This is a genomic window from Streptomyces sp. NPDC020490 (assembly GCF_044335305.1).
Lineage (GTDB): Bacteria > Actinomycetota > Actinomycetes > Streptomycetales > Streptomycetaceae > Streptomyces.
Map to the genome: position 1 here is coordinate 24,738 of NZ_JBIRUY010000003.1, position 20,036 is coordinate 44,773.

The 20,036-nt window shown below is 72.7% G+C and carries 18 protein-coding genes; 9 read left to right on the top strand and 9 right to left on the bottom strand.

The features are described from left to right. Positions 1 to 263: 263 nt before the first annotated feature. Positions 264 to 2,882 carry a DEAD/DEAH box helicase gene (locus ACH4ZX_RS05125; RefSeq protein ID WP_398267707.1) on the top strand — a complete coding sequence of 873 codons (2,619 nt, stop codon included), beginning with the start codon at positions 264 to 266 and terminating at the stop codon, positions 2,880 to 2,882. A 184-nt stretch (positions 2,883 to 3,066) separates the two neighbouring features. After that, positions 3,067 to 3,987, top strand: a complete 921-nt coding sequence (locus ACH4ZX_RS05130; protein ID WP_398267709.1) for an alpha/beta fold hydrolase — start codon at positions 3,067 to 3,069, stop codon at positions 3,985 to 3,987. A gap of 47 nt (positions 3,988 to 4,034) precedes the next feature. On the opposite strand, the gene ACH4ZX_RS05135 is transcribed toward ACH4ZX_RS05130, so the two are convergent. Further along, positions 4,035 to 4,928 carry an NYN domain-containing protein gene (locus ACH4ZX_RS05135; protein ID WP_398267711.1) on the bottom strand — a complete coding sequence of 298 codons (894 nt, stop codon included), beginning with the start codon at positions 4,926 to 4,928 and terminating at the stop codon, positions 4,035 to 4,037. A gap of 237 nt (positions 4,929 to 5,165) precedes the next feature. Between ACH4ZX_RS05135 and ACH4ZX_RS05140 the strand changes: the two genes are divergently transcribed. Further along, a complete protein-coding gene (locus ACH4ZX_RS05140; RefSeq protein ID WP_093906763.1) occupies positions 5,166 to 5,318 on the top strand; it encodes a hypothetical protein in 153 nt (50 codons plus the stop codon). A gap of 144 nt (positions 5,319 to 5,462) precedes the next feature. Here the strand turns inward: ACH4ZX_RS05140 and ACH4ZX_RS05145 are convergent, their stop codons facing one another. From ACH4ZX_RS05145 to ACH4ZX_RS05155, 3 genes are all read right to left on the bottom strand, one after another. Then, a complete protein-coding gene (locus ACH4ZX_RS05145) occupies positions 5,463 to 6,068 on the bottom strand; it encodes a MarC family protein (RefSeq protein ID WP_324787539.1) in 606 nt (201 codons plus the stop codon). 87 nt (positions 6,069 to 6,155) lie between these two features. Beyond that, entirely contained in the window at positions 6,156 to 7,013 is an 858-nt protein-coding gene (locus ACH4ZX_RS05150) for a PHP domain-containing protein (protein WP_398268371.1), read from the bottom strand. A gap of 185 nt (positions 7,014 to 7,198) precedes the next feature. After that, a complete protein-coding gene (locus ACH4ZX_RS05155) occupies positions 7,199 to 7,840 on the bottom strand; it encodes a DUF6758 family protein (protein WP_360741665.1) in 642 nt (213 codons plus the stop codon). Positions 7,841 to 7,997: 157 nt separating this feature from the next. Between ACH4ZX_RS05155 and ACH4ZX_RS05160 the strand changes: the two genes are divergently transcribed. After that, a complete protein-coding gene (locus ACH4ZX_RS05160; protein ID WP_398267715.1) occupies positions 7,998 to 9,221 on the top strand; it encodes an MFS transporter in 1,224 nt (407 codons plus the stop codon). A 50-nt stretch (positions 9,222 to 9,271) separates the two neighbouring features. Here the strand turns inward: ACH4ZX_RS05160 and ACH4ZX_RS05165 are convergent, their stop codons facing one another. Further along, positions 9,272 to 9,856: a suppressor of fused domain protein gene (locus ACH4ZX_RS05165; RefSeq protein ID WP_398267718.1), complete on the bottom strand. Its 585-nt coding sequence runs from the start codon at positions 9,854 to 9,856 to the stop codon at positions 9,272 to 9,274. A 490-nt stretch (positions 9,857 to 10,346) separates the two neighbouring features. On the opposite strand from ACH4ZX_RS05165, the gene ACH4ZX_RS05170 reads away from it, so the two are divergent. Beyond that, positions 10,347 to 11,480 (top strand): magnesium and cobalt transport protein CorA, encoded by a 1,134-nt coding sequence (locus ACH4ZX_RS05170; protein ID WP_324787534.1) that lies wholly within the window; start codon positions 10,347 to 10,349, stop codon positions 11,478 to 11,480. Positions 11,481 to 11,503: 23 nt separating this feature from the next. Further along, positions 11,504 to 12,016, top strand: coding sequence for a hypothetical protein (locus ACH4ZX_RS05175; protein ID WP_398267721.1), 513 nt, complete (start codon positions 11,504 to 11,506; stop codon positions 12,014 to 12,016). Positions 12,017 to 12,151: 135 nt separating this feature from the next. Here ACH4ZX_RS05175 and ACH4ZX_RS05180 read toward each other — a convergent pair whose 3' ends face one another. After that, on the bottom strand, positions 12,152 to 12,895 hold the full coding sequence (locus tag ACH4ZX_RS05180; RefSeq protein WP_398267724.1) for a hypothetical protein: 744 nt from the start codon (positions 12,893 to 12,895) through the stop codon (positions 12,152 to 12,154). A 198-nt stretch (positions 12,896 to 13,093) separates the two neighbouring features. On the opposite strand from ACH4ZX_RS05180, the gene ACH4ZX_RS05185 reads away from it, so the two are divergent. Genes ACH4ZX_RS05185 through ACH4ZX_RS05195 form a run of 3 tightly spaced genes read left to right on the top strand, consistent with a single transcriptional unit; the run spans position 13,094 to position 16,149 of the window. After that, on the top strand, positions 13,094 to 14,389 hold the full coding sequence (locus tag ACH4ZX_RS05185; RefSeq protein WP_398267726.1) for a magnesium transporter MgtE N-terminal domain-containing protein: 1,296 nt from the start codon (positions 13,094 to 13,096) through the stop codon (positions 14,387 to 14,389). Next, positions 14,379 to 14,972, top strand: coding sequence for a DUF1003 domain-containing protein (locus ACH4ZX_RS05190; protein ID WP_398267729.1), 594 nt, complete (start codon positions 14,379 to 14,381; stop codon positions 14,970 to 14,972). The genes ACH4ZX_RS05185 and ACH4ZX_RS05190 overlap by 11 nt, the downstream gene beginning before the upstream one ends. 43 nt (positions 14,973 to 15,015) lie before the next feature. Further along, entirely contained in the window at positions 15,016 to 16,149 is a 1,134-nt protein-coding gene (locus tag ACH4ZX_RS05195; protein WP_398267732.1) for an Mrp/NBP35 family ATP-binding protein, read from the top strand. Between the two features lie 196 nt (positions 16,150 to 16,345). On the opposite strand, the gene ACH4ZX_RS05200 is transcribed toward ACH4ZX_RS05195, so the two are convergent. The 3 genes from ACH4ZX_RS05200 to ACH4ZX_RS05210 all read right to left on the bottom strand — a co-directional run bounded on the left by ACH4ZX_RS05200 (position 16,346) and on the right by ACH4ZX_RS05210 (position 19,983). Beyond that, a complete protein-coding gene (locus ACH4ZX_RS05200; RefSeq protein WP_398267735.1) occupies positions 16,346 to 17,017 on the bottom strand; it encodes a hypothetical protein in 672 nt (223 codons plus the stop codon). Between the two features lie 235 nt (positions 17,018 to 17,252). Continuing rightward, positions 17,253 to 17,681: a sec-independent translocase gene (locus ACH4ZX_RS05205; RefSeq protein ID WP_398267738.1), complete on the bottom strand. Its 429-nt coding sequence runs from the start codon at positions 17,679 to 17,681 to the stop codon at positions 17,253 to 17,255. A 211-nt stretch (positions 17,682 to 17,892) separates the two neighbouring features. Continuing rightward, complete coding sequence (locus tag ACH4ZX_RS05210) at positions 17,893 to 19,983, bottom strand: trypsin-like peptidase domain-containing protein (protein ID WP_398267741.1); 2,091 nt, start codon at positions 19,981 to 19,983, stop codon at positions 17,893 to 17,895. Positions 19,984 to 20,036: the final 53 nt, after the last annotated feature.

Consider the following 20,036-nt stretch of genomic DNA (forward strand, 5'->3'; position numbering starts at 1 on the left):
GACAAGTGCGTACGACGACCGGAGGGACACCCTCAGCGGTACGAGCGCTAGAGCGTCGGCAGTGGTCCCGTGCCCTACGGCCAAGCCCGTAAGGCAGCCGACGTCCCCGGCACGGTCCGTCAAAGACCCCCGCGCTCGCCTCGCACCGCCCACACAGAAGAGGCAGCACCCTGACTACGACGTTCAGAGATCTCGGAATCCTTCCCGAGACGGCCGAGGCCCTGGAGGCCGTCGGCATCAACACCCCCTTCCCCATCCAGGAGATGACCCTCCCCGTCGCCCTCTCCGGCACGGACGTCATCGGCCAGGCCAAGACCGGCACCGGCAAGACGCTGGGCTTCGGCCTCCCGCTCCTCGAGCGCGTCACCGTCCCCGCCGACGTGGAGGCCGGCCGTGCGCGGCCGGAGGCGCTGACCGACGCCCCGCAGGCCCTCGTCGTCGTCCCGACGCGCGAGCTGTGCACGCAGGTCACCAACGACCTGCTGACCGCGGGCAAGGTGCGCAACGTGCGCGTTCTCGCGATCTACGGCGGCCGGGCCTACGAGCCCCAGGTCGAGGCCCTCAAGAAGGGCGTCGACGTGGTCGTCGGCACCCCGGGCCGCCTGCTCGACCTCGCGGGCCAGAAGAAGCTCGACCTCAAGCACGTCCGGTGCCTGGTCCTGGACGAGGCCGACGAGATGCTCGACCTGGGCTTCCTGCCCGACGTCGAGAAGATCATCAACCTGCTGCCGGCCAAGCGCCAGACCATGCTGTTCTCGGCCACCATGCCGGGCGCGGTCATCGGTCTCGCCCGCCGCTACATGTCGCAGCCCACGCACATCCGGGCCACCGCGCCGGACGACGAGGGCGTGACGGTCGCGAACATCGCGCAGCACGTGTACCGCGCGCACAACATGGACAAGCCCGAGATGGTCGCCCGCATACTGCAGGCGGAGGGCCGGGGCCTGGTCATGGTCTTCTGCCGTACCAAGCGCACCGCGGCCGACCTCGCCGACCAGCTCAAGCAACGCGGTTTCGCCTCCGGCGCGGTCCACGGCGACCTCGGCCAGGGCGCCCGCGAGCAGGCGCTGCGCGCCTTCCGCAACGGCAAGGTGGACGTCCTCGTCTGCACCGACGTGGCCGCGCGCGGTATCGACGTCGAGGGCGTGACGCACGTCATCAACTACCAGTCGCCGGAGGACGAGAAGACGTACCTCCACCGCATCGGCCGCACCGGCCGCGCGGGCAACAAGGGCATCGCCGTCACCCTGGTCGACTGGGACGACATCCCGCGCTGGCAGCTGATCAACAAGGCGCTGGAGCTGGACTTCGCCGACCCGCCGGAGACCTACTCCACCTCCCCGCACCTCTTCGCCGACCTCGACATCCCCGAGGGCACGAAGGGCGTCCTGCCGCGCTCGGAGCGCACCCGCGCCGGGCTCGACGCGGAGGAGCTGGAGGACCTCGGCGAGACCGGCGGCCGCGGCGCACGCGGGCGCGGCGGCCGAGCGGACCGGGGTGACCGGGGTGACCGGGGCGACCGGGGTGAGTCCCGGTCCGCCGAGCGTGAGCGCCCGGCCCGCACGCCGCGTCGCCGCCGCCGTACGCGTGGCGGGACTCCGCTGGACGGCACGGCCGCTCCGGAGACCACCGCTGCCGAGACCGCCCCTGCCGAGACCACTTCGGCCGGGACCGCCCCGGCCGGGACCGAGGAGACCGGCGCCACCCGTACGCCGCGTCGCCGTCGCCGTACCCGCGGCGGGTCCTCGACGCAGTCGGTGCCGGCCACGGCGACGGCGGTCGAGCCCAGCGCGCCCGAGGCAGCGGAGGCCGCCGTGACGACGGCCGAGAGCGCCGCCGTGGACGCCGACGACAGCGCTGCGAAGCCGCGCCGCCGCCGCACCCGCCGGTCCCCCGAGCCGACCACCGGGACGCCCGTCGACACGGCTCCGGCCGTGGCCGCCGCGGCGCCGGAGGCGCAGGCCGTCGTGGAAGCGCCGGTGACGCCGGTCGTCGCGGAGCCGGAGGCTCCCGCCGCCGCGCCGCGCCGCCGCACCCGCAAGACCACGGCCGCCGCGGAGACCGCGGTCGACACGGCCGAGGCGACCGCCGAGGCCAAGCCGCGCCGCACCCGCAAGGCCGCCGCGACCGCCGAAACCGTGGTCGACACGGCCGAGGCCGCCGAGGCCAAGCCGCGCCGTCGGACCCGCAAGACCGCCGAGGCGGCAGAGGTTGCCGAGATCCCGGCGCAGGTCACCGAGGAGCCGGCGGTCGCGCCGCGTCGTACGCGGAAGGCGACCGCCGCGGTCGAGACCGCGGAGGGCACGGAGACCAAGCCGCGCCGCACCCGGAAGACGGCAGCCGCCCCGGAAACCACCGAGGCCGCCGACGCCGCCACCACCGAGGCCAAGCCCCGCCGCACCCGCAAGACCGCGACCACCGCCGAAACCGCCGTCGACACCGCCGAAGCCGCCGAGGCCAAGCCGCGTCGCACGCGGAAGGCAACCGCGGCGGTCGAGACCGCGGAGGGCACGGAGACCAAGCCGCGCCGCACCCGGAAGACGGCAGCCGCCCCGGAAACCACCGAGGCCACCGACGCCGCCACCACCGAGGCCAAGCCCCGCCGCACCCGCAAGACCGCGACCACCGCCGAAACCGCCGTCGACACCGCCGAAACCGCCGAGGCCAAGCCGCGTCGCACGCGGAAGGCAACCGCGACCGCCGCGACCGTGGCCGGCATCCCGGCGCAGGCCGCCGGGGAGCCGGAGGCGAAGCCGGCGGTCCGCCGGACCCGCAAGGCCACGGCGACCGCCGACGCGGCGGGCGTGGACGCGGCCGAGGCCAAGCCGAGGGTGCGTCGCACGCGCAAGGCCGCGGCCGCCCCGGAGGCCGCGGAGAGCTGACCGCTCGCGAGCGCGACGGCCCGGCCCCACGTCAGGTGGGACCGGGCCGTCGGCCGTCTCCCCGCCCCGCCGCCGGCTCCCCGCATCCGCGCCCGTCCGGCTCCGGACCCGCGCGGGACGACCCTTCCGTCTCCGCGGACCGGCCCCGCCGCCTCCCGGGGCGCGCGCCCGGTAGCCTCGGCACATGAGCAGGCCACCGACCTTCACCCCGCCCCCCGGCGCCCGCGCGTACCCGCTGCGCACCGCCCGCGGGGAGTTCGCCGTCGTGGACGCGCCCGCGGCGGACGGTGTCCCGCACAAGGGCACCGCGCTGCTGCTGCCCGGCTTCACCGGGAGCAAGGAGGACTTCAACCCGCTGCACGTGCCCCTGGCGGCCCGCGGCTACCGGACCGTCGCCGTGGACGGGCGGGGCCAGTTCGAGTCCGGCGGCCCGGAACTGGACGAATCCGCTTACGCGCAGCAGGAGCTGGCGCGGGACGTGCTCGCGCAGGCGGAGGCCGTCGGAACCCCGCTGCACCTCGTCGGGCACTCCCTGGGCGGGCAGATCGCCCGGGCGGCGGTACTGCTGGACCACTCCCCCTTCCTCTCGTTCACCCTCATGTCCTCCGGTCCGGCCCACATCTCCCCCTCCCAGCAGCAGCGCGTGAAGCTGCTCCGGGACGCCCTCTCGGTGATGACCATGGCCGAGGTGTGGGAGGCGATGCAGGCCATGGAGCCGCCCGAGGAGACCGACACCGGCGGACTGGACTCCGGACTGGACGACCAGGAGGACCTGCGCCGCCGCTGGCTGGGCACCAAGCCCGCACAACTGCTGTGCACCGGACGCCAGCTGTGCGTCGAGCCGGACCGCGTGGCGGAGCTGGCCGCCGTGCCGTTGCCGTTCCACGTGCTGTCGGGCGCCCGCGACGACACCTGGCCGGTGCCGCTGCTCGACGAGATGGCACTGCGGCTGCGGGCCCGCCGGACCGTGATCGAGGGCGCCGAGCACTCCCCGAACACCGACAGGCCCCTGGAGACGGCCCGCGCCTTCGCGGACTTCTGGGACGACCCGGCACAGGGCGGCTCACAGGGCATCCGGGGCGACGAGACCGCGGAAGGCTCCTAGTACGGCGCCCGCCAGGGTCTCCTGACACGGCGCCCGAACGGGTGCTCCTAGTACAGCGCGCGCAGGTGCTCCCAGAAGCCGTCGCGCAGTGCGCGGCGCAGGTCCGCCTGGCCGCGCAGGGAGTACTGCAGCAGCCCCTCCGCCTCCACCAGCAGGTCCTGGTCCACGGAGCCGGGAAGGTAGGGGTGTCCGGGCAGCAGTTCCACGAGCGACTCGCGGCCGCGTGCCGCGAGCCACTTCGCCGCGATCTGCGCGCCCACGAAGCGGACGTCCTCGCGGGTCGGCCGGGCCGCCGTGCCCTCGTACGCGGGCGCCGTGCGCCGGGAGACGTAGGGCTTGAAGAAGTCGAGGTCGAAGGTGCGCTGGCTGTCGACCTCCCACAGCAGGGGCTCCGCCTGGTTGCGGCCCTCGGGCGCCTCGATGCCCCACAGGTGGACCCGGGCCCCGTAGCCCTGGGCCGCCTCGACGGCCGACACCAGGTCCTCGTCGCCGCCGAGGAGCGCCGCGTCGCTGATGGCGCGGTGCCGGGCGAGGGACTCCAGGTCGGAGCGGATGAGTGAGTCGACGCCCTTCTGCTGGTTGTTGGCGTTGAGGTTGCCGAGGCGGACCTTCACGTCCGGCAGCTCGGCGATGCACTGCTGCTCGGAGGTGTGAATGCGGCGTCTGGCGCCGTCGTACCAGTAGACCCGCAGCAGCCGGCTGTCCGCGAAGATCGTGCGGGCGCGGTCGATGAACGCTTCGATCAGGCCCTCGGCGTCGAGGTCGAAGGCCCGGCGGTCCTCCGTGCCGGCGACCAGCCGCCCGGCGGCCGCGTACAGGTAGCCCGCGTCGACGAAGATCGCGTGAGTGGAGGGCGTCTTCGCCACCTCGGCGAGCATGCGCTGCAGCAGCTCGTTCGTACGGTCGATGCGTGCGCTCAGCGCAGCGAGGTCGTCGTTCATCGCCTCCATTGTCCCGGCGGTCACGCTGCGAACACAACTGGTCCCGGTCAGTCTTCCGAACGAGCGACAACAGACCCTTACCGGCCAGTAATTAGCCGTTCGAAAAATTTCTTTAGCCAAGGGAATGTTTGTAACACGCAGTCCGTTGAATACGTACGGAACAGGGGGCACCGACGCCTCGTGCGCCACCCACCAGTAGTTCTCCATCAGGAGGATGACCAGACGAAGGGAGAAGCCATGCGCTTCGAAATCATGCGACTCGACGAGGTCGACGGTACCCCCGTGGACAGCACCGTCGTGGACGCCGCCTCCGTCAACCGGATCGTTCAGCAGGCCGCCGCGATCGGACAGCGCCTGTGGATCCGCCCGGCCGAGACCACGGCCTCATAACAGCCGCGGATCACCGCGAGAGCTTCATTGCCCCCGGACGGCACCGTGCCGTGCGGGGGCTCTGTCGTTCCGGTGAATCCGTCACTCCGATGGACAGCCGAGGGATCAGGCGGTGGGATCAGGCGGTGGGATCAGGCGGTGGGATCAGGCGGCGCCGACCACCTGGGTGACGCCGTTGATGATCTGCTGCACGGCGATCGCGGAGAGCATCATGCCCGCGAGCCGCGTCACCAGGACCACGCCGCCGTCCTTGATGACCCGGATGATCAGCAGCGAGTAGCGCATGACCAGCCACAGCACGACGTGGATGGCGAGGATCGCCGACCACACCGACACCTGCGAGGCCACGCTGCCCGCCTTCTGCACGGCGAGGATGACGGAGACGATGGCGCCGGGGCCCGCCAGCAGTGGCATGCCCAGTGGCACGAGCGCCACGTTGACGTCCTTGGTCTGCTTCGGCTCGTCCGTCTTGCCGGTGAGCAGGTCGAGCGCGATCAGCAGGAGCAGCAACCCGCCCGCGATCATCAGCGCGGGCACGGACACGTGCAGGTAGTCGAGGATCTGGTGGCCGAGGAGCCCGAAGACGACGATCACACCGCCCGCCACGCAGACGGCCTGGAAGGCCATCCGCTTCTGCACCTTGCCGGGGCGTCCGGCGGTCAGCGCGAGGAAGATCGGGGTGATCCCTGGGGGATCCATGATGACGAAGAGGGTGAGGAAGAGGGAGCCGAAGACGGCAGTGTCGAACATGGGGGGCCTTGCAGGTGAGTGAGAAACGACGAACAGGGGTGAGCGTGCGACAGGCCGCCGGTGTGAGCGCGCGGCGGCCGTCGGGCCTCAGGCCCCGCCGGTTCCCGGCACCGGGAAGGCGCCCGTCGCCCGCCGCGTGATCTCCCCGTACACCTCGGGGTCCGTCAGGTACTCCCCGAGCACGCACGTCTTGCGGCTGCCGTGGTAGTCGCTGGACCCGGTCGTCAGCAGCCCCAGCTCCTTGGCGAGGCCGCGCAGCCGCGCCCGGGTGTCCGGGTCGTGGTCCATGTGGTCGACCTCGATGCCGTCGAGCCCGGCGGCGGCCATCTCGGCGATCGCCGGCTCGGGCACCGTGCGGCCGCGCTTGCTGGCGCCCGGGTGCGCGAAGACGGTGACCCCGCCCGCGGCCTTGACCAGCTGGATCGCCCGGAAGGGGTCGGTCTCGTGCTTCGGGACGAAGGCCCGGCCGCCGTCGGCCAGCCAGTCCTGGGTGAAGGCGTCGCCGACGGTCGGTACGACACCGAGTTCGACCAGCGCGGAGGCGACGTGCGGCCGTCCGACGGAGCCGTCGCCGGCGATGCGCTGGACCTGCTCCCAGGTCACCGGCACACCCAGCTCGTTCAGCTTGGCGACCATGCCCTTGGCCCGCGGCACCCGGTCGTCGCGCACCAGCTCGCGCTCGGCCAGCAGCGCCGGCTCCTCGGGGTCGAAGAGGTAGGCCAGCATGTGCATGGAGACGCCGTCGATGCGGCAGGACAGCTCGGCGCCGGTGACGAGGGTGAGCCCCGCGGGCAGCGCGGCGATCGCCTCGGCGTGTCCGCGGGTGGTGTCGTGGTCGGTCAGCGCGACGACGTCCAGACCGGCCGCGGCGGCGTTGCGCACCAGCTCGGCCGGGGTGTCCGTACCGTCGGAGGCGGTGGAGTGGGTGTGCAGGTCGATGCGCACGACGCGGACTCCAGCGGTGACGGTACGGAAGAGGACGCTCAAGGATAACCGCATTTCCGGACCGCCCTGTCACACCCGCAACCGCCGAGCACCCCCTACAGGCAACGCACAGCGCAGTCCCAGCCGGAACCGACCGGCCCGGACCGGCCGGACCCGCCCGGCACCGGCCGGAGCCCCCTGGGCCGCTACGGCTCCAGCAGGCGTGGCGAGAGCGCCCCGCACGGCACCAGTTCCAGCTCGGCGCCCGCCTCGCGCAGGTCCGTCAGCACCAGTTCGTCGTACAGCAGGAGCCCGGACTGCTCCGGCCACAGGACCGCCCACAGCCACATCCCGAGCGCCTCGCCCGCGAAGACCGCGCGGTCGTCGGGGGTGTCGGCGACATGCCAGAGCGGGGTGGGACGGCCGCCGGCCAGGACCTTGGTCTCGGCCGGCTTCTCGACGTCCAGGTACGGTCCCGGATCCGGGGCGTCGATGCCCGCGTACCGCGCACCGAGACCGACGCCGAGCTCCTCGGCGACGAGGATCAGCTCCCCCATTCCGCCGAGCGGGCCGGGGCCCGAGCAGGCCACCGCGGTGGCACGACCGCCGCTGCGGTCGTCGCCCGCGCACGCCACCCCGGTGAACAGCCAGCCGACCGGCAGGGGCCACGGCATCCACACCGGCACCTGCGTGCGGTGCACCACGACGGTCAGGGCATCGACGCTGGGCGGGACCACGGGCTGCACCGGATGCACCGGCCCGTGCACCTCGCACTGCCAGGAATCGGCGAAGAGGCCGGGAGCCCTGACCCGGCCACCACACTTCGGGCAACTGGGTTCGCCCCTCATAGAGCCCCACGGTCCTACCCCTGCCCCGCCACGTCAAGGACGATCACCCGTCCGGACGGATCCCGCTCCGGACAAAATTAGATGCATCTTGCATTAATTAGGTTCGCTAACCTACTATGTGCACATGCCAACTAATTCGACCCGGAGCGGGGGAAACATGGACCCGTTCGACGCGGGAGCGGGCGGCATCCTGCGGCAGCCGAAGGCCGTGTGGGCGACCGCCGGGGCGTCCGTGGTGGCGTTCATGGGCATCGGGCTCGTCGACCCGATCCTGCCGTCCATCGCCGCCGGCCTGGACGCCACGCCCAGCCAGGTCTCCCTCCTGTTCACCTCGTACTTCCTCATCACCGCCGTGGCGATGCTGCTCACCGGTTTCGTCTCCAGCCGCATCGGCGGCCGCCGGACGCTGCTGCTCGGCCTCGCGTTCGTGGTGGTCTTCGCCGGCCTGGCGGGCACCTCGGGCTCGGTCGCCGAGCTGGTCGGCTTCCGCGCGGGCTGGGGCCTGGGCAACGCCCTGTTCGTGTCCACCGCCCTCGCGGTCATCGTCGGCGCGGCGGCCGGGGGCAGCGCCGCGGCGATCCTTCTCTACGAGTCGGCGCTCGGCCTCGGCATGGCGTGCGGCCCGCTGCTGGGCGCGCTGCTCGGCGACGCGAGCTGGCGCTACCCGTTCTTCGGCACGGCCTTCCTGATGGCGGTCGGCTTCCTGTGCATCACGGCGTTCCTGGGGGAACAGCCGAAGCCGGCCCGCAGGACCTCGCTGCTGGACCCGCTCAAGGCGCTCGGCCACGGCGGGCTCGCCTCCGCCGCGGTCTCGGCGTTCTTCTACAACTACACGTTCTTCACCGTGCTGGCCTTCACCCCGTTCGTGCTGGACATGACCCCCTACCGGTCGGGGGCGGTGTTCTTCGCCTGGGGCGTGCTGCTCGCCGTCTTCTCGGTGATCGTGGCGCCGCGTCTGCAGGAGCGGTTCGGCTCGCTGCGGGTGCTCGGCGGTTCGCTGGTGCTGCTGGCGGCCGACGTGCTCGTGCTCGGATACGGCGACCACGCCACGGCCGTCGTCTGCACGGTGCTGTCCGGCGCGTTCATCGGCGTGAACAACACCGTCTACACCGAGCTGGCGCTCGGCGTCTCGGACGCTCCGCGCCCGGTGGCGAGCGCCGGCTACAACTTCGTGCGGTGGTTCGCGGCCGCGGCGGCGCCCTACCTCGCGCCGAAGATCGAGGAGTGGACCGACCTCCACGTCCCGTTCGTGGTCGCGGCGGCCTCGGCGGTGCTGGGCGCGCTGGTCGTCCTCGTACGGCGCAACGCGCTCACGCACGAGGCGGAAGAACTCGAGACGCGGCACGCCGCGGAGGACGGCGTCGCCGTCTTCGCCGACTGACCGGCGCGGAACACCCGGTGGTGAGCTTGCTCACTCCCGCTCACTCCGCCTCACTCCAGCGGGACGGACCTCCGGGACGGATCCCTCAGGTCCGTCCCGTTCGTCAGCCAGCGCTCCTGGAGGGCCTGGGCGCCGTGCACCCGCTTCCAGGCGGCCTCGTTCGGCGTCATGGGCAGCAGGGGCAGGAACCGTACGGGGTCGAGGGGTTCGTCGAGTTCGAGGTCCTCGACCAGGCCGCCGGGCTCGGCCACCAGGACCGAGGTGAACGGCGCGCCCGGCCACAGCGGCCCACCGACGTCGAGAGAGGCCCCCGGCGCCACGACCAGGCCCTCCACCTGCGGGGAAGCGGCGAGCACGGCGAGCGGGCGCAGCACCTTGTCGGTGTCGGCGGCGCCGGCGCGGACGGAGAGGACCAGCTCGGCGCGCGGCCCCTTGACGGGGTCGGCGACCACGGCCGTGGGGTCCGTCATCGGCTGCGCGGACATGCCGAGGGTGGCGTAGCGGACGACGTCCCCCTCGTGGAACCGGAGCACCTCGATGCGGTCCGTGCCGAGGAAGGTGACCGCGGCGCGCGCGTCCGGATCGCCCAGCGCGGTGCGCAACCGGGCCTCGACCAGAGGAAGAACATCAGCCATGCGGCGAGCATAGAACTCGTCAGGGCAGGGCAAAGCGGCGCCTTGACACTTGGGGCGGCTGCTAGTCTGGCCCGGTGGTTCGGGGCAGCACGCCGAAGCGTGGCTATCGGGTCCCGACGCCGATGGGATTCCCTCACGGGGGACCGGCCGGAGGAGGTGGGGCTGCGATGGACCGAAGTCGACCGTGCAGTACCACCCGCTCTTCCTGTCGTTGATGTAGCTGCTGCGCCTCCCGCCGGCTGCCGCCTCTCACATTCGCGTCTTCATCACGGAAGAGCACTTCGTTTCGTCTTGCCTGATCTGTCTGATCTGCATCAGTAGCTGAATCAGCAGCGAAGCGCGCCACCGCGACGGTGCGGTGCTCCCCGCTTTGTGGACGTGCCAAACATCCTTCCCCTTCCCAGTTGGGGAGACGCGTTCAGGACGTCCTCATTCCGGGCAGTTCCACCCGTCGTCGCGGCCTCTCGCTGCTCGTGCGAAGGAGCCTGCCATGTCGATGATCCGCGACCTGCGTGCCGTGGTCCGCCCGTCCCGCCCCTCACTGCGCAAGGGGCCCGTGCGCATGGACAGCGGCCCGTACGACACCACCCGCGACCCCGCGACGCCCTCGGCCGTCGTCGACTGCGCCGTCTACCGCGACGGCGCCCGCGTGCAGACGCCGCAGCCGCTCACCCCGCACGAGGCGATGCGGCTGGTGCGCCGCGACGGCGGCTTCGTGTGGATCGGCCTGCACGAGCCGACCGAGGCCGAATTCGCGGGTATCGCCCGCGAGTTCGGGCTGCACCCGCTGGCCGTGGAGGACGCCGTCCAGGCCCACCAGCGGCCCAAGCTGGAGCGCTACGACGACTCCCTGTTCACGGTGTTCAAGACCATCCACTACCTCGACCACGACCAGCTCACCGCCACCAGCGAGGTCGTGGAGACCGGCGAGGTCATGTGCTTCACCGGCCGGGACTTCTTCATCACCGTCCGGCACGGCGGCCAGGGCTCGCTCCGGGCGCTGCGCCACCGGCTCCAGGACGACCCCGAGCTGCTCGCCAAGGGGCCCTCGGCGGTGCTGCACGCGATCGCCGACCATGTCGTCGACGGCTACATCGCGGTCGCCGACGCCGTGCAGGACGACATCGACGAGGTCGAGACCGAGGTGTTCTCGCCGGGACGGCGGGGCGGGGTCTCGCGCGGTGTGGACTCGGCGCGGATCTACCAGCTCAAGCGCGAGGTGCTGGAGTTCAAGCGGGCCGTCTCGCCGCTGCTGCGGCCCATGCAGCTGCTCAGCGAGCGGCCGATGCGGCTGATCGACCCCGACATCCAGAAGTACTTCCGGGACGTCGCCGACCACCTCGCGCGCGTGCAGGAGCAGGTCCTCGGCTTCGACGAACTGCTCAACTCCATCCTCCAGGCCAACCTCGCGCAGGCGTCCGTCGCGCAGAACGAGGACATGCGGAAGATCACCTCGTGGGCCGCGATCATCGCCGTGCCGACGATGGTGTGCGGGGTGTACGGCATGAACTTCGAGCACATGCCCGAGCTGCACTGGCGCTACGGCTACCCGGTGATCATGATGATCACCGGCGTGATCTGCCTGGGGATCCACCGCACCCTCAAGCGCAACGGCTGGCTGTGAGGGCGCCTGGATAGGCTGAGCCCATGACAAGCGAGCTGCTCGAGCAGGCCCTCGTCGAGGAGGCCACCAAGAAGTCCGGCCTCATCTGGGTCAAGGGACCCGGTGTCCCGGCCCGCGCGCTGTGGCACGTGTGGCACGAGGGCGCGGCGTGCGTGGTCGGCGACGGTCCGGGCGAGCAGCCCCTGCCGGGACTGGCCGACCGGGACACCGCCGAGGTCACCGTGCGCAGCAAGGACAAGGGCGGCCGGCTGGTGACCTGGACGGCGAAGGTCGTGGAGCTCGCGTCCGGGTCCGAGGCGTGGGCGGCCGCGGTGGCCGAGCTGAAGGGCAAGCGGCTGAACGCCCCCGACGGGGAGGCCGTACCGGAGCGCTGGGCGCGGGAATGCCGGGTGCTGCGGCTGGAGCCCACGGGCGGGACGCGGCCGCTGCCCGACGGGAGTCTCGCCGGGGCCCCGTTGCCGTCGCCGGCCACGACACGGCAGCCGGCCCCCGCGGCGCTGCCGCGGCTGCTGATGAAGCGGCGCAAGCGGAAGTAGACGCGGGCCAGGCGGCGGGCGGGGGGCGGCGTCCGCCAGGGCGACCGGCGTTCGACGTTCGGCGTCCGTCGGACGGCGGGTCGTCAACGCCCGTCACAGCCGACCGTCCGTCAGGACAACGGCCGTCAACGACAGTCAGGACGACGGGAGTTGCCTGCCGTAGTCCACGGTCTCGTTCTTGTCCGGCTCGGTCAGGGCGAAGTTGGTGCCCCAGGCGGAGAAGGTCAGGGTTCCCGCGCCGCCCGCCCGGACCAGGCGGAGGGGGTAGGCCGTGCCCTGGAGGGAGACGTCCAGGGTGCCGCCGGAGCCGTCGTCCCCGGTGATCCGGATCGTGCGGACGCCCGCCTGCTCGTGGTGGCCGTCCTTGGCGAGCTTGCCGTGCAGCGTGAGCAGACCGTCGAGGAGGACGTCCTTGTCCGTGAAGCCGCTGAACTTCTTGTACGAGGGGTCGTCCTCGGGCACCTTCACGTACTTGCCCTCGAGCTTGTCGGCCGCGGCCACCTCCCCGTCGCCGTCCTGGTGGCTCCAGAAGTCCGCGTCCGCCTTCAGGTACAGATGCTCGCCGACCCGCAGCAGCTTGAACGAGGCACCCTTGGAGGTGACCGCCCCGGTGGCGCCGTCGGACTTCAGGCGCATGTCGATGCGGTAGGTGCGCCCGCTGGTGACCACGGTGCCGGAGAGGCGCACCGCGTCGGCGGACTCGGCGGCCTTCCGGGTCCGGGACTGGATCTGGTCGGCGGGCAGCTTGCCGACCCCGTTGGTGCCCGCGTCCGGGTCCTCACCGCATCCCGCGAGGAGTCCCGCCCCCGTCACGACCAGCGCGCACACCCCGCTCACCAGCACGATCCGGCGGGTACGGCCCTGGGGAGTCGCAGTCACAGGTGGGGCTGCCTTTCTGATGGGTCCTGAGCGGCGTACGGCAGCGTACCGGGGCGGTGACCGGGCGGCGGAGCCGGTCCGACCGGCCCCCCTGCCAGGACGGCTCCGATCGGGACGGGCTAGCCTGAAGCCCACTCGAGCGGGCAATTCGGAAAAGAGACACCGTACGAAACACCCACGGGAGAAGGAGGCGCGGCCATGGCAGGGGGTGCCCCCCGGATCTTCGTCTCGCACCTCGCCGACGTCGCCGCGTTCGACCCGAACGGCGACCTGGTGGGCCGGGTACGGGACCTGGTCGTGATGCTGCGCGTCGGGCGGCGGCCCCCGCGGCTGCTCGGGATGGTCGTCGAACTTCCCACCCGGCGCCGGATCTTCCTGCCCATGACGCGGGTGACCGGCATCGAGTCCGGGCAGGTCATCACCACCGGCGTGCTCAACGTCCGCCGCTTCGAGCAGCGCCCCACCGAGCGCCTGGTCTTCGGCGACCTCCTCGACCGGCGCGTCACGCTGACCGAGACCGGCGAGGAGGTCACCGTCCTCGACCTGTCGGTGCGGCAGCTGCCGGCCCGCCGGGACTGGGAGATCGACCGCGTCTTCGTGCGCAGGGGCAGGACGGGCGGCGCCTTCCGGCGCGGCAAGGGGGAGACGCTGACCGTGGAGTGGTCCGCGGTCACCGGCTTCTCCCTGGAGGAGCACGGGCAGGGCGCCGAGAACCTGCTCGCCACCTTCGAGCAGCTGCGCCCCGCCGACCTCGCCAACGTGCTGCACCACCTCTCCGCCAAGCGCCGCGCCGAGGTCGCCGCAGCCCTCGACGACGACCGCCTGGCCGACGTGCTCGAGGAACTGCCGGAGGACGACCAGATCGAGATCCTCGGCAAGCTGAAGGAGGAGCGCGCCGCCGACGTGCTGGAGGCCATGGACCCGGACGACGCGGCCGACCTGCTCTCCGAACTGCCGGAGGAGGACAAGGAACGGCTGCTGAGCCTGATGCAGCCCGGCGACGCGGCCGACATGCGGCGCCTGATGTCGTACGAGGAGCACACCGCGGGGGGTCTGATGACGACCGAGCCGATCGTGCTGCGTCCCGACGCGACGGTCGCCGACGCGCTCGCCCGGGTCCGCAACCCCGACCTGTCCCCCGCGCTCGCCGCCCAGGTCTACGTCTGCCGCCCGCCCGACGACACCCCGACCGGCAAGTACCTCGGCACCGTCCACTTCCAGCGCATGCTGCGCGAGCCGCCCTACACCCTGGTCAGCTCCATCGTCGACACGGACCTGCAGCCCCTGGTCCCCGAGGCGGCCCTGCCGGTGGTCGCCGGGTTCTTCGCGACGTACGACATGGTCTCGGCGCCCGTGGTGGACGAGGCCGGGTCGCTGCTGGGCGCGGTGACCGTCGACGACGTCCTGGACCACATGCTGCCCGAGGACTGGCGGGAGACCGAGTTCCACCTCGGCGGCGACGAGGGCGCGCAGGGGGTGGCCCGTGACTCCTGAGCGCGAGGGGACCCGCGAACGCGCCGCGGCGGGGGCGACGGCGGCCGGCCGCGCCCGCCCCCGCCTGGACCAGCCGCGGCCGCGGCGCCGCCGGTTCCTGCCCGAATGGGACCCGGAGGCTTTCGGCCGCCTCTCGGAGCGCATCGCGCGCTTCCTCGGCACCGGCCGGTTCATCGTCTGGATGACGTTCGTCATCGTGCTGTGGGTGCTGTGGAACGTGACCGCGCCGCGCGAGCTGCGCTTCGACGAGTACCCGTTCATCTTCCTGACCCTGATGCTGTCCCTGCAGGCCTCCTACGCCGCCCCGCTGATCCTGCTGGCGCAGAACCGGCAGGACGACCGTGACCGGGTCAACCTCGAACAGGACCGCAAACAGAACGAGCGGTCGATCGCGGACACCGAGTACCTGACCCGCGAGATCGCCGCCCTGCGCATCGGCCTGGGCGAGGTCGCCACCCGCGACTGGATCCGTTCCGAACTGCAGGACCTGGTCAAGGAACTGGACGGCAGGCGGGACGGCCACCACGAACCCGCCGTATTCCCGGCGGAACGGTCGCACGGACGTGACGTAGACGACCGGTGACGGGCGTGCCGGGGCCCCCGCGCGGCGCCGTACCATCGTCCTTATGGCTAGCGAAGACGCGGTGCGCGAAGCACTGGCGACGGTGAACGACCCCGAGATCAACCGCCCCATCACCGAGCTCGGGATGGTCAAATCGGTGGAGATCGGCGCGGACGGAGCGGTCGCGGTCACCGTGTACCTGACGGTCTCCGGCTGCCCCATGCGCGAGACGATCACGCAGCGCGTGACGGAGGCGGTCTCCCGCGTCGAGGGCGTCACGCGCGTCGACGTCACGCTCGACGTGATGAGCGACGAGCAGCGCAGGGAGCTGGCGAGCGCGCTGCGCGGCGGCCAGGCCGAGCGCGAGGTCCCGTTCGCCAAGCCCGGCTCGCTCACCCGCGTGTACGCGGTGGCGTCCGGCAAGGGCGGCGTCGGCAAGTCGTCGGTCACGGTGAACCTGGCGGCGGCGATGGCGGCGGACGGCCTGAAGGTCGGTGTCGTCGACGCCGACATCTACGGCCACAGCGTGCCGCGCATGCTGGGCGTCGACGGCCGGCCGACCCAGGTCGAGAACATGATCATGCCGCCGTCCGCGAACGGCGTGAAGGTCATCTCCATCGGCATGTTCACCCCGGGCAACGCCCCGGTCGTGTGGCGCGGCCCGATGCTCCACCGCGCGCTCCAGCAGTTCCTGGCGGACGTGTACTGGGGCGACCTGGACGTGCTGCTGCTCGACCTCCCGCCGGGCACCGGCGACATCGCGATCTCCGTGGCCCAGCTGGTGCCCAACGCCGAGATCCTGGTCGTCACCACCCCGCAGCAGGCCGCCGCCGAGGTGGCCGAGCGGGCCGGCGCCATCGCCGTGCAGACCCACCAGAAGATCGTCGGTGTGGTCGAGAACATGTCCGGCCTGCCCTGCCCGCACTGCGGCGAGATGGTCGACGTCTTCGGCACGGGCGGCGGCCAGGCGGTCGCCGACGGCCTCACCCGCACGACGGGCGCGAACGTCCCGGTCCTGGGCAGCATCCCCATCGACGTCCGCCTGCGCGAGGGCGGCGACGAGGGCAAGCCGGTCGTGCTGACCGACCCGGACTCCCCGGCGGGCGCGGCCCTGCGGGGCATCGCCGGGAAGCTGGGCGGACGGCAGCGGGGCCTGGCCGGACTGTCGCTCGGGCTCACGCCGAAGAACAAGTTCTGAGAGCGCGGCCGGTTCCGGGACCGCCGCGACCGCGGAGGCCCGGTTCCGGTACCGCACACGGCCTCGGAGGCCCGGCTCCGGTCCGCCACGACCTCGGCGCCGGTCTCACGGCCGCCGCGACTTCGGGGGCGCCGTCCGCTGCGATGGCGCCCCTTTTCGCCGTCCCGGCCAGGCGCAGGCTTCCGCGCCGTCCCGGCTAGGCGTAGGCGGCGATGTCCTTGATCATGGCGAAGCCGAGCCCGTAGGCGCTCATGCCCCTGCCGTACGCGCCCACGTGCACGCCTTCCTGCGTGGACCCGGCGAGCACCCAGCCGAACTCGGACTCGCGGTAGTGGAACGGCGTGGGAACCCCGTCGACCGGCAGGGAGAGCATCGACCACTCGGGGCCGGACAGGTCGTCGGCCAGCGCCCACGCCGTCTCCGTCTGCTGCTCCAGCCAGTCGTCGCGCAGGGTGTGGTCCATCTGGCCGGGCCAGGTGAAGGACAGCAGCCCCACGCCGGCCAGCCACGCCGCCGAGGACACCGACGTGGCCTCCAGCAGCCCCGTGCCGTCGGCGCTGCGCCGGGACGGGTTCGCCGCGACGGTCACCACGACCGCGAACCGCTCCTTGGGCTCGTCGGTCGCCGCGGCCGCGTACTCGTTCTTCACGGAGGGCTCGTCGCCGTGCCCGATCGAACCGTGCTCGACGGCCCCGTCGGCCGCCGTACCGACCTGCATCAGCCAGCGCGGCCCCGTGAACGCCTCGTCGAGGCCGTACCACGGGAAGGGCGCCTGCAGGTAGCCGTCGACCGTACGCCGGGCGGAGGGGACCTGTTGTCCGCCCTCCGCGGCCGGCGCCTGCGCGACTGCCCGACTCGTCGTCTCCATGTGCCCGGACGCCTCCTCGCTCTCGTCGGACCGGAGCGGCCCGCCCCCCTTCGGGCGGCGTTGCTCTTTCGCATCCGGCCCGCGCAACAACTCGGCAGCATATCCACCCCGCTGGGGGCAACCGGGAAAGCGCCCGGCGCGTGAGCCGCCGAGAAGCCGTGATCAAGCCGCGCGGCGGCCTCCGCCGGGTATGAAACGCGTCACGTGCGGCGGGTGCGACCAGCGGCGACGCGGGTCAGGTGGCGTCGGCGTCAAAGGGCGGGCGGTCGTCGTCCTCGGGCTTCTTGACCATGTCGACACGTCCGGCGGCCGACGCGGAGGAGGACGGCGAGGGGTCGCTGTCACGGCTGTGGACGGCGTCCGTGACCTCGGCCATCTCCTTCTTCAGGTCGAAGCCGTTGCGGATCTCCTTCAGCCCCAGCTCGTCGTTGTCCAGGTGCTTGCGGATGAACGTCTTGGGGTTGAGGTCCTCGAACTCGAAGTCCTTGAACTCCGGGCCCAGTTCCTGCCGGATGTCGTGCTTGGCGCTCTCCGAGAACTCACGGATCTTGCGGATGGTCCGCATGACGTCCTGGATGACCTTCGGGAGCTTGTCCGGACCGAAGACGAGCACGGCGAGGACAACGAGCGTGACCAGCTCGAGCGGTCCTATGTCATTGAACACCTGAAGCTCCTCGCCATCTCCTCGGTCCTCGGCCCTCGGTGGTCTGTGCGGGTCTTCCGTGGTCCGGGCCGGGTCCACGGTACCCGGCGATTCGGTACGACCGGTACCGTCCCGAGGGCAGCGAGTTGTCCACGTGGCGGTTTTTCGGGGTCGTCGGTCGCCCCCCGGGTCGTGGGGAGCAGGCGCGGGGCCTTCGTCTGTGAAGTCGCTGTCAATTCCCGTCCGAGGACCCGAGCACGAGCGGGATCTTCTTGATGATCCCGTCCCGCCGCACCGTCAGCTCCAGCCGGTCGCCGGGGCGGTGGGCCCGTATCTTGACGATCAGTTCCTCGCCGGAGTGGACGCGCTGGCCGTCGACCTCGGTGATGACGTCGCCCGGCTCGATGCCGGCCTTGTCGCCGGGGCCGCCCGCGTTGACGGCGGGCCCGCCGCCGCTGCCCTTGGTGCCGACGCGGGCGCCGTCGCCCGAGTAGTCCATGTCGAGGGTGACGCCGATGACCGGGTGGGTCGCCTTGCCGGTGTTGATCAGCTCCTCGGCGACGCGCTTGGCCTGGTTGACCGGGATGGCGAACCCGAGCCCGATCGAGCCGGCCTGGCCGCCGTCCGGTTGCGAGCCGCTGTCGGCGGAGCGGATGGCGGAGTTGATGCCGATGACGCGGGCCTTGGAGTCGAGCAGGGGCCCGCCGGAGTTGCCCGGGTTGATGGGTGCGTCGGTCTGCAGCGCGTCGACGTACGACACGTCGCTGCCGTCCCCGCTCTCCCCGCCGGCCGTGATCGGCCGTTCCTTGGCGCTGATGATGCCGGAGGTGACCGTGCCTTCCAGGTCGAAGGGCGCGCCGATGGCGACGACGGGGTCGCCGACCTGGACGTTGTCGGAGTTGCCGAGGGGCATGGGCTTGAGGCCGCTCACGCCGTCCACCTGCACGACGGCGAGGTCGTAGCCGCTGTCCCGGCCGACGACGGTGGCCTTGGCGGTGTCGCCGCTGCTGAAGGTCACGGATATCCGGCCGCCGGAGCCGGCGGGCTCGACGACGTGGTTGTTGGTGAGGATGTGCCCCTGCGCGTCGAGCACGAAGCCCGTGCCGGTGCCGGACTCCTCCTGGCCGGTGACGTGCAGGGTCACCACGCTGGGCAGGGCCCGGGCGGCGATCCCGGCCACGCTGTCCGGGGCGCGCCCGGTGGGCTCCTTCCCGGCCTGCGGCAGCTCCACGTCGCCCACGCCGCCGTGGCGCTCGAGATACGAGCCGAGGGCGCCGCCTACGCCGCCCGACACGAGCGCGAGCGCCACGGCCCCGGCCACCAGCCCCTTCCTGGCCCGCCGGGGCCGGGGGGCGCCGGTGTGCTGGAGGGGGGCGGCGGCCCAGGGGTCGTAGTTCCGCCAGGGAGAGGCGGGCGGGACGTCGCCACCGGGGCTCGCCACCGGCTGCGGGACCGGGGCGGCACCGACCGGGAGGGGCGCCGCGGGGGCGTGCGCGCCGAGGGCCGCGGGGGCGTGCGCCCCAGGGGCGTGCGCGCCGGGCGCCGCGGGGGCGACCGGGCCGGGCGCCGCGGGGACGGCCGGGCCGGGCGCCGCGGGGACGGCCGGGCCGGGCGCCGCGGGGACGGCCGGGCCGGGCGCCGCGGCTACGGCCGGGCCGGGCGCCGCGGGCTGTACGAGCCCCGGCTGCGTGGGCTGTACGAGCCCCGGCTGCGTGGGCTGTACGGGCGTCTGCTGTACGGGCTGTACGGGCGTCTGCTGTACGAGTGCGGGTGGCGGGGTGACCGTGGCGCCGGGCGCCGGCAGGGGCGTCTGTGGGGGCGTGACCGCCGTGCCGGGCATCGGCGCGGGGGTTCCGTGCGTGGGGGTGGCCGCGGGGTGCTGGACCGGCGGAGCGGGCGCCCAGGGGCCGGGTTCGCCGTAGGGCGGGGTGCTGTAGGGGTCGGGGTCGTGCAGCGGGCTGGGGCGTTCGGCCACGGGTGCGGCCGCGAAGGTGAGCGGGTCGGGAGCGGCCGCCGGTACGGCCGCAGCTGGACGCTCCAGCTCGAAGTCACCGTCGGTGCCGGGACGGTCGGCGGGGACGCCGGTCCCGGCGTGGTCGGCCGACGGGGCCACCGGCTCGACGGGGGCCGCCGCGGCCGGCTTGGCCAGCTCGAAGTCGCCGTCGGCGAAGCCACCGTCGGGTGCGGGCGTGGCGGGCGCGGCCGGTGCCGGGTCCGTGCCCTCCGCCCCGACCGACGGGTACGACGGGTCCGACGGGTCCGACGGGCCCTGCGGTCGCGGGCGGCTCCACCACTTCGCCTTCGTGGGCTTCCCCTCGTTCATGTTCTCCCCACAGCTGGCCGCGGCACGGCTCGTCACCGCCGGCCACGGTTGTC